The organism is Serratia sp. DFXYC6 (assembly GCF_057196085.1).
In genome coordinates, this window is record NZ_JBXUNV010000009.1 from 22167 (window position 1) to 30893 (window position 8727).

The window sequence follows — 8727 nt, forward strand, 5'->3', positions numbered from 1 at the left end:
CTCGGAGGGAGTAATGATGGTGGCCGATAAGGCAGGGCGCCCGCAAGGGGAAGGCCGTGTCTGTGGCGATAGATTACTCTTGTTCCCTTCGCGGGTATTAACCCGATCAGGTTCCGCGGATCCCGAATTAACGGTCTCAGCCTGGCTGATTCGATGAACAAATCAGGCGCTAGGCACTCCGACAAGATGCCCCCCAGTATAGGAGGGATAAGAAAAAAAACTATAAAATTTTAACGCGCCGGATCCAGCGCCTGGTCCGGCAGCGGTTGCTGCGTGGCTTCCGCTTCCAGCAGGATCAGCTTATCTTCCAGCGCAAAGCGCGCCGCCAGCGTTTCGCCGATATCCGACAAGGCCTGGTGGAATTCCAGACAAACCTCCTGATCGATATCCACTTCGGTATAGCGATCGTGGAACGCCATGATCTGTTCGGTATTGGCCCACAGTTTGGGGTAGATGTTCACCGCCAGCGACATTTTCGGACTGGCTGCGCCTTCCACTTGTTTGATAATTCTGTCATAGATATGAAAATGCCCTGCGGAGAGGTAATCCACCAGGTTATGGCAAAAGTTCTCCAGCGCTTTTTCATTCAGCGGCGTATGCTTTTCTTTATTCGGTTTGAGGCCTACCAGCGTGCAGTAGGCGACCAGCAACTGCTTGCGGGCCTGAAGCCATTGATCAACTAATTCATTACTACCGCCAACGCGCTGAGTCAGCCTTTCCAAACGGTTGAGCATGTTTGACTCCGTGTAAGTAACAAAAGTAACCGGTAAGTTATTAAAATGTAACAAAGCCGATTTGTAGAGTGCCAGTGAAGCTGAGGTTGTGCAACAACGATATGGAACTTGCATTAACGGGCAATGAAAACGGCTGGTGGATCGTCAGCCATGAAAGCAAACTTTGGTTACCGAACGGTGAATTGCCGTCGGGGACCGCCGCCGCCCTCGGGCTGCAGGGCCACATGGCGCGCGTCATCGGTGAGTGGGAGGGCGCGCCGGTCTGGCTGGTGCGCCAGGCGATGCCGCGGGAGATGGGGTCGGTGCGTCAGTTGTTGGATCAGGATCGTGGTCTGTTCCAGCTGGCCGGGCGCGGCGTGCAGTTGGCGGATTTCTACCGCTCCCATCGCTATTGCGGCTACTGCGGCCATGAGATGCACCTCAGCCGCACCGAAAGCGCCTGCCTGTGCGGCCATTGCAAGGAGCGCTACTACCCGCAGATCGCGCCCTGCGTGATCGTCGCCATTCGGCGCGACGATCAGATCCTGCTGGCGCAGCACGTGCGCCATCGCGGCGGCATTCACACGGTGCTGGCCGGTTTCGTTGAAGTGGGCGAAACGCTGGAGCAAGCGGTAGCGCGCGAAGTGATGGAAGAGAGCAATATTGAAATCAAGAACCTGCGCTACGTCACGTCACAACCCTGGCCGTTTCCGCACTCGCTGATGATGGCCTTTATGGCCGATTACCACCAGGGTGAGATTCGTCACGATCCCAAGGAGCTGCTCAATGCCGGCTGGTATCGTTACGACCAACTGCCGCTGTTGCCGCCGCCCGGCACCGTGGCGCGCCGCTTGATTGAGGACACCGTGGCGCTGTGCCGGGCAGAATAATGTACAATGGCCGGCAGATTATTAAGGGAGCCCCATAAATGACTGAGTTGAAGAACGATCGTTACCTGCGCGCGCTGTTGCGTCAGCCGGTGGATGTGACCCCCGTATGGATGATGCGCCAGGCCGGTCGTTATTTACCGGAGTATAAGGCGACTCGCGCCCAGGCCGGTGATTTCATGTCGCTGTGCAAGAACGCGGAGCTGGCCTGCGAGGTTACGCTGCAGCCGCTGCGCCGCTACGCGCTGGACGCCGCCATCCTGTTCTCCGACATTCTCACCATTCCCGACGCCATGGGGCTCGGCCTGTACTTTGAAGCCGGCGAAGGCCCGCGTTTCAGCTCCCCCGTCACCTGCCGCGCCGACGTCGACAAACTGCCGGTGTTCGATCCGGAAGTGGAGCTGGGCTATGTGATGAACGCGGTGCGCACCATTCGCCGCGAGCTGAAGGGCGAAGTGCCGCTGATCGGCTTCTCCGGCAGCCCGTGGACGCTGGCTACCTATATGGTTGAGGGCGGCAGCAGCAAGGCATTCACCAAGCTGAAGAAGATGATGTATGCCGAGCCGGCCACGTTGCACCTGTTGCTGGACAAGCTGGCGGACAGCGTGATCCTTTACCTCAATGCCCAGATCAAGGCCGGCGCGCAGTCGGTGATGGTGTTCGACACCTGGGGCGGCGTGCTGACCGGGCGCGATTACCGCGAGTTCTCTTTGCACTACATGCACAAGATCGTCGATGGCTTGCTGCGTGAAAACGACGGCCGCCGCGTGCCGGTAACGCTGTTCACCAAAGGCGGCGGGCAGTGGCTGGAGGCGATGGCCGCCACCGGCTGCGATGCGCTGGGGCTGGACTGGACCACCGACATCGCCGACGCGCGCCGTCGCGTAGGCGACAAAGTGGCGCTGCAGGGCAATATGGATCCGTCGATGCTTTATGCTTCTCCGGCGCGCATCGCGGAAGAAGTGGAGACCATTCTGGCCGGTTTCGGCCACGGCAACGGTCATGTGTTCAACCTGGGCCACGGCATCCATCAGGATGTGCCGCCGGAGCACGCCGGGGCCTTCGTCGAGGCGGTGCACGCGCAGTCGGCGAAATACCACCGTTAAGGATCCGATGTGACCGATATGGCGGCTCTGCGCGCCGAACAGCTGCGGCGCGCCGCTGAAGTCATTCGCTACGACGAGCTGCCGGCCGAACCGCCGGCGTTCATCGCCGGCGCCGATGTGGGCTTCGAGCAAGAGGGCGCGGTGACGCGCGCCGCCATCGCCATCCTGCGCTATCCGTCGCTGGAGCTGGTGGAGTATCAGGTGGCGCGCATCGCCACCGTCATGCCTTATATTCCGGGTTTCCTGTCGTTTCGCGAATACCCGGCGCTGTTGGCCGCCTGGGCGCAGCTGCGGCAAAAACCGGGGCTGATCTTCGTCGATGGGCACGGCGTTTCACATCCGCGGCGCCTCGGCGTCGCCAGCCATTTCGGCCTGCTGGTCGATGTGCCGACCATCGGCGTAGCCAAGAAGCGCCTGTGCGGCAAATTCGCGCCGCTGGACGCCGCCGTCGGCGCGCTGGCGCCGTTGGAAGATAAGGGAGAACAGCTGGGCTGGGTATGGCGTAGCAAGGCGCGTTGCAACCCGCTGTTCATCTCTACCGGTCACCGCGTGGGCGCCGACAGCGCGCTGGCGTGGGTGCAACGCTGCATGGCGGGCTACCGTTTGCCGGAGCCGACCCGTTGGGCCGATGCCATCGCTTCGCGCCGTCCGGCGTTTCAGCGGTGGTTGCAGCAGCATCCGGAGGTGTCGCCATGAGCGATTTCGGGTACACTGCGCCGCAGATAACGCGTAAGAGAGTAAAGCATGCTACGTAACCCGATTCATTTACGTCTGGAACGGCTCGAGGGCTGGCAACATTTGACCTTTATGGCCAGTTTGTGCGAGCGTATGTACCCGAATTACCAGATGTTCTGCAAACAGACCGAGTTCGGCGATCCGGCGGTTTATCGCCGCATTCTGGATTTGGTGTGGGAAACGCTGGTGGTGAAGGACGCCAAGGTCAACTTCGACAGCCAGCTCGAGAAGTTGGAAGAGGCGATTCCGTCGGCGGAAGATTACGATCTTTACGGCGTTTACCCGGCAATTGATGCCTGTATCGCATTAGGGGAACTGATCCATTCGCGGCTCGGCGGGGAGACGCTGGAGCACGCCATCGCCATCAGTGAAACATCGATTCGCACCGTGGCGATGTTGGAAATGACCCAAGCCGGTAAGGAAATGACCGACGAAGAGTTGGAAAGTTTGCCGGCGGTAGAGGAAGAATGGGACATTCAATGGGAAATTTTCCGCCTGTTGGACGCCTGTGAAGAGCGCGATATAGACCTGATCAAGGGGCTGCGATCCGACCTGCGGGAGGCGGGCGTCAGCAACATCGGGATAAATTTAGCGCAATAAGGCAACAAAACGTGATTTAACGCCTGATTTGTCATGCCTTAAGGCTTCACATCCGCACCCTGTCTGGTCTACATTTGGGGGGCGTAAAAAAAGTGGCTATCGGTGCGTGTATGCAGGAGAGTGCTGTCAATCGGCATATCCGTCGCACTCGATGCTTTGCAAACGATAAACACACTGTAAGGATAACTTATGAACAAGACTCAACTGATTGATGTAATCGCGGACAAGGCTGACCTTTCCAAAGCACAAGCTAAACTGGCTCTGGAATCCACCCTGGCTGCAATTACTGAGTCTCTGAAAGAAGGTGATGCAGTACAATTGGTTGGCTTCGGTACTTTCAAAGTAAACCATCGTAGCGAGCGCACTGGCCGCAACCCACAGACTGGCAAAGAAATCAAAATCGCAGCAGCCAACGTGCCTGCGTTCGTTTCTGGCAAAGCACTGAAAGACGCCGTTAAATAAGACCGCGCCTCGGTGAAAAGATTAAACAGGGGGGCGATGGCGCCCCTTTTGTTTACTCGTCGGGCGCTCATGGCCGTTGGCATCGCCGTCGGCCTGAGCGCCTGCAGTTTCCATTCCGATATCCCCAGCTTTACCGCCAGCGGCTTCGTGGCCGATCAGGGCGTGATACGTCTGTGGCGTAAAGACGATGAGCAACATCGTCCGCAAGTGTTAGTCAGCGTTTACAGCCCTTACCGCGGCCCGGGTACCATTACCACGCTGTACACCTATCAGGGCGACGTGCTGCGCCAAATCAAACGTAACGACGCCGACGGCGATCGAGACTCCATTCAGCTGCGCTTTGCCGACGATGGCACGGTGAGTTTTATGCAGCGCCAGCTGGCGACACGCCGCGAACCGCTGACCCGCGATGAAATCGCCCTGTACCAATATCAGGCGCGACGGATCCTCGAAGTGAGCAATGCGCTGCGCGCCGGCAAGGTTAAATTGCTGCAGGGGCGTTGGATGCAGGGTGAGGTGCAAACCTGCGACGGCCAAAGCATGAAACCGGGGCTGGATGCCGCCTCCATCGCCTGGATCGAAAAACGCGCCCGCAGCAGCAGCCGGCCGGTGAGCGTCGCCTGGCTGGAAGCGCCTGAAGGCAGCGAACTGCTGCTGGTGGCGAACGACGATTTCTGCAGCTGGGAACCGAAAGAAGACCAACTATAAAAAAGGCCCCGCGCTGCGGAGCCTCTTGTCATGACCATGAAAGGTCAAATTATTTGCCGCGTGCAATCGCGCGATAACCGATATCTTTGCGGCAGAAGCTGCCTGGCCACTGAATGCCTTCCGCCAACTGATAGGCGCGTTGCTGCGCCTGCGCCACGGTTTCGCCCAGCGCCGTCACGCACAGCACGCGGCCGCCGCTGGTGACGACGTCATCGCCCTGCAAGCGTGTGCCGGCGTGGAAGACCTTACCGTCGGCGCTTTCCTGCTGCGGTAGCCCCTGGATCACCTCGCCGTTGCGATAGTCACCCGGATAACCGCCGGCTGCCAGCACCACGCCAAGGGCAGGGCGTTCGTCCCAATCAGAGCTCTTCTCGTTCAGACGGCCTTCGGCGCCCGCCAGACACAGCTCCACCAGATCGGAGCGCAGGCGTAGCATGATCGGCTGAGTTTCCGGATCGCCAAAACGGCAGTTGAATTCGATCACCTTCGGCTGGCCGTCGGCGGAGATCATCAGGCCGGCGTACAGGAAGCCGACGTAGGTGTTGCCTTCCGCCGCCATGCCGCGCACCGTCGGCCAGATCACCTGATCCATGGCGCGCCGGTGGATTTCGTCGGTCACGACCGGCGCCGGAGAATAGGCACCCATGCCGCCGGTGTTCGGGCCGGTGTCACCGTCGCCGACGCGTTTGTGGTCCTGGCTGGTAGCCATCGGCACCACGTTCTCGCCGTCGACCATCACGATGAAGCTGGCTTCTTCGCCGTCGAGGAACTCTTCCACCACGATGCGATGGCCGGCGTCGCCGAAGGCATTGCCGGCCAACATGTCGCGCACCGCCTCTTCCGCTTCCTGCAGCGTCATCGCGACGATTACGCCCTTACCGGCCGCCAGGCCATCGGCCTTGATGACGATCGGCGCGCCTTTGCGGCGCACGTAGGCCAGCGCCGGCTCCACCTCGGTGAAGTTTTCATATTCGGCGGTCGGAATGCGGTGGCGCGCCAGGAAATCCTTGGTGAAGGCTTTGGAGCCTTCGAGCTGTGCGGCGGCCTGTGACGGGCCGAAAATTTTCAGACCGACGGCCTGGAAGGCGTCGACCACGCCAATCACCAGCGGCGCTTCCGGCCCGACGATGGTCAGACCGATGTCATGGCTCTGGGCGAAAGCGACCAGGGCGGGGATATCGGTGGCGGCGATCGCCACGTTCTCCAGATTGGCTTCCAGCGCGGTGCCGGCATTGCCCGGCGCAACGTAGACTTTATCCGCCAGCGGAGACTGGGCGGCTTTCCAGGCCAGCGCGTGCTCGCGCCCGCCGTTGCCGATAATCAAAATGTTCATCAGGGGCTCCACGAATGGCGTGCGCCGGAGCGCACGCGGCAAAAGGAATTAATGGCGGAAGTGACGCATGTCGGTGAAGATCATCGCGATGCCGTGTTCGTTGGCGGCGGCGATCACTTCGTCGTCGCGGATCGAACCGCCCGGCTGGATCACGCAGGTGATGCCAACCGCCGCCGCGGCATCGATGCCGTCGCGGAACGGGAAGAAGGCGTCGGAGGCCATGGCGGAGCCTTTCACTTCCAGCCCTTCGTCGCCCGCTTTGATGCCGGCGATCTTGGCGGAGTAAACGCGGCTCATCTGGCCGGCGCCTATGCCGATGGTCATGTTGTCACGCGCGTAAACGATGGCGTTGGATTTCACGAACTTGGCCACTTTCCAGCAGAACAGCGCGTCACGCAGTTCCTGTTCGGTCGGCTGGCGCTCTGATACCACGCGCAGATCGCCGGCGGTCACCATGCCCAGATCGCGATCCTGCACCAGCAGCCCGCCGTTGACGCGTTTGAAGTCCAGCCCCGCCACGCGTTGCTGCCACTGGCCGCAGGCCAGCACGCGCACGTTCTGTTTGGCGGCCAGCAGGGAGCGCGCTTCCTGGGTGACGTTTGGCGCGATGATCACTTCCACGAACTGGCGGCTGATGATCGCCTGCGCGGTGGCGGCGTCCAGCTCGCGGTTAAAGGCGATGATGCCGCCGAAGGCGGAGGTCGGATCGGTTTGGTAAGCGCGCTCGTAGGCGGCCAGAATGTCGTCGCCGATCGCCACGCCGCAAGGGTTGGCGTGCTTGACGATCACGCAGGCCGGTTCGTCGAACTCTTTCACGCATTCCAGCGCGGCGTCGGTATCGGCGATGTTGTTATAGGACAGCGCTTTGCCCTGCAGCTGTTCGGCGGTCGCGACAGAAGCTTCCTTTACTTCTTCCTCTATATAGAAGGCGGCCTGCTGGTGGCTGTTTTCACCGTAGCGCATATCCTGCTTCTTGATGTAGTTGAGGTTCAGGGTGCGCGGGAAGCGGCCGGACGGCTGTTCGGTCTCGCCGTGGTACGCCGGCACCAGCGCGCCGAAGTAGTTGGCGATCATGCTGTCGTAGGCGGCGGTGTGTTCAAAGGCCTTGATGGCGAGATCGAAGCGGGTGGCATAGCGCAGCGAACCGTCGTTGTTGTCCATCTCGGTAATGATGGCGGCGTAGTCGCTGCTCTTCACCACGATGGCGACGTCTTTATGGTTCTTGGCGGCGGAGCGCACCATGGTCGGGCCGCCGATATCGATATTCTCGACCGCATCCTCCAGCGAGCAATCCGGGCGCGCCACGGTTTGGGCGAATGGGTACAGATTGACGACCACCATGTCGATAGGCTTGATGTCATGCTGATTCATGACAGCGTCGTCCTGGCCGCGGCGGCCGAGAATGCCGCCGTGGACTTTCGGGTGCAGGGTCTTAACTCGTCCGTCCATCATCTCCGGGAAGCCGGTGTAGTCGGAAACTTCGGTAACGGGCAGACCGGCGTCTGCCAGCAGACGGGCGGTGCCGCCGGTGGACAGCAGTTCAACGCCGCGCTGGGAAAGCGCTTCGGCGAATTCAACGATACCGGTTTTGTCAGACACGCTGAGCAGGGCCCGGCGGATTGGACGAGGTTGTTGCATGGTTTTATCCCTTGGCTTTGAGTCGCAATTAAAGAGCGTTACGTGAATGTCCACCTCGTTCTGTCTATAAAGCGCAGTTTTTTGCCTTATAAAGGGAGGGTCAGGCACATATTCAGGTAACGCCCCCATAAAAAGGGGGATCGTTTCGTCGCGGGGAATTGTAGCGAAAACGTTTGCGTGGCGCTCGTAAATTTTCCGTACAAATCGCATCTGTGGATAACACTGTGCGCAAGTGGGTATAAAGCGGGGTTTTGCTGTGGAATGCAGCGAACGATCGTTTTTGCTGAAAATACCTGTTGCGGCCTGCGAGGAACTCCCTATAATGCGCCTCCATCGACACGGAACATGTGAACAACTTCACAGAGTATCCGGGAGTCGCAGAGAAAAAATCCTGAAAATTAGGGTTGACTCTGAAAGAGGAAAGCGTAATATACGCCACCTCGAGTTAGCAAGCGAAAGCGCCTAACTCACTGCTCTTTAACAATTTATCAGACAATCTGTGTGGGCACTCCACAAGACGATATCCAGCATCTTCGGATGCAAAA

General features: G+C 59.7%; 9 protein-coding genes and 1 riboswitch. Of the genes, 6 read left to right on the forward strand and 3 right to left on the reverse strand.

Going from position 1 to position 8727, the window contains the following annotated elements; translation table 11 throughout:
• Positions 1-66 precede the first annotated feature (66 nt).
• Positions 67-191, reverse strand: a riboswitch (TPP riboswitch).
• Positions 192-230: 39 nt separating this feature from the next.
• Complete coding sequence (locus AC2CGQ_RS24390; protein ID WP_004929879.1) at positions 231-734, reverse strand: Rsd/AlgQ family anti-sigma factor; 504 nt, start codon at positions 732-734, stop codon at positions 231-233.
• 101 nt (positions 735-835) lie between these two features.
• On the opposite strand from AC2CGQ_RS24390, the gene nudC reads away from it, so the two are divergent.
• From nudC to AC2CGQ_RS24420, 6 genes are all read left to right on the forward strand, one after another.
• Positions 836-1603 carry an NAD(+) diphosphatase gene (nudC, locus tag AC2CGQ_RS24395; RefSeq protein ID WP_004929878.1) on the forward strand — a complete coding sequence of 256 codons (768 nt, stop codon included), beginning with the start codon at positions 836-838 and terminating at the stop codon, positions 1601-1603.
• Positions 1604-1641: 38 nt separating this feature from the next.
• Positions 1642-2706: a uroporphyrinogen decarboxylase gene (gene hemE / locus AC2CGQ_RS24400; protein WP_004929877.1), complete on the forward strand. Its 1065-nt coding sequence runs from the start codon at positions 1642-1644 to the stop codon at positions 2704-2706.
• Positions 2707-2715: 9 nt separating this feature from the next.
• Complete coding sequence (nfi, locus tag AC2CGQ_RS24405; RefSeq protein WP_033631538.1) at positions 2716-3402, forward strand: deoxyribonuclease V; 687 nt, start codon at positions 2716-2718, stop codon at positions 3400-3402.
• Between the two features lie 48 nt (positions 3403-3450).
• Positions 3451-4041, forward strand: coding sequence for a YjaG family protein (locus AC2CGQ_RS24410; RefSeq protein WP_004929875.1), 591 nt, complete (start codon positions 3451-3453; stop codon positions 4039-4041).
• Between the two features lie 189 nt (positions 4042-4230).
• Complete coding sequence (hupA, locus tag AC2CGQ_RS24415) at positions 4231-4503, forward strand: nucleoid-associated protein HU-alpha (protein ID WP_004929874.1); 273 nt, start codon at positions 4231-4233, stop codon at positions 4501-4503.
• A 36-nt stretch (positions 4504-4539) separates the two neighbouring features.
• On the forward strand, positions 4540-5211 hold the full coding sequence (locus AC2CGQ_RS24420; protein WP_079007583.1) for a DUF1481 domain-containing protein: 672 nt from the start codon (positions 4540-4542) through the stop codon (positions 5209-5211).
• A 49-nt stretch (positions 5212-5260) separates the two neighbouring features.
• On the opposite strand, the gene purD is transcribed toward AC2CGQ_RS24420, so the two are convergent.
• Positions 5261-6544 (reverse strand): phosphoribosylamine--glycine ligase, encoded by a 1284-nt coding sequence (gene purD / locus AC2CGQ_RS24425; RefSeq protein WP_484593922.1) that lies wholly within the window; start codon positions 6542-6544, stop codon positions 5261-5263.
• 48 nt (positions 6545-6592) lie between these two features.
• Complete coding sequence (gene purH / locus AC2CGQ_RS24430) at positions 6593-8182, reverse strand: bifunctional phosphoribosylaminoimidazolecarboxamide formyltransferase/IMP cyclohydrolase (protein WP_176326617.1); 1590 nt, start codon at positions 8180-8182, stop codon at positions 6593-6595.
• Between the last annotated feature and the right edge of the window lie 545 nt (positions 8183-8727).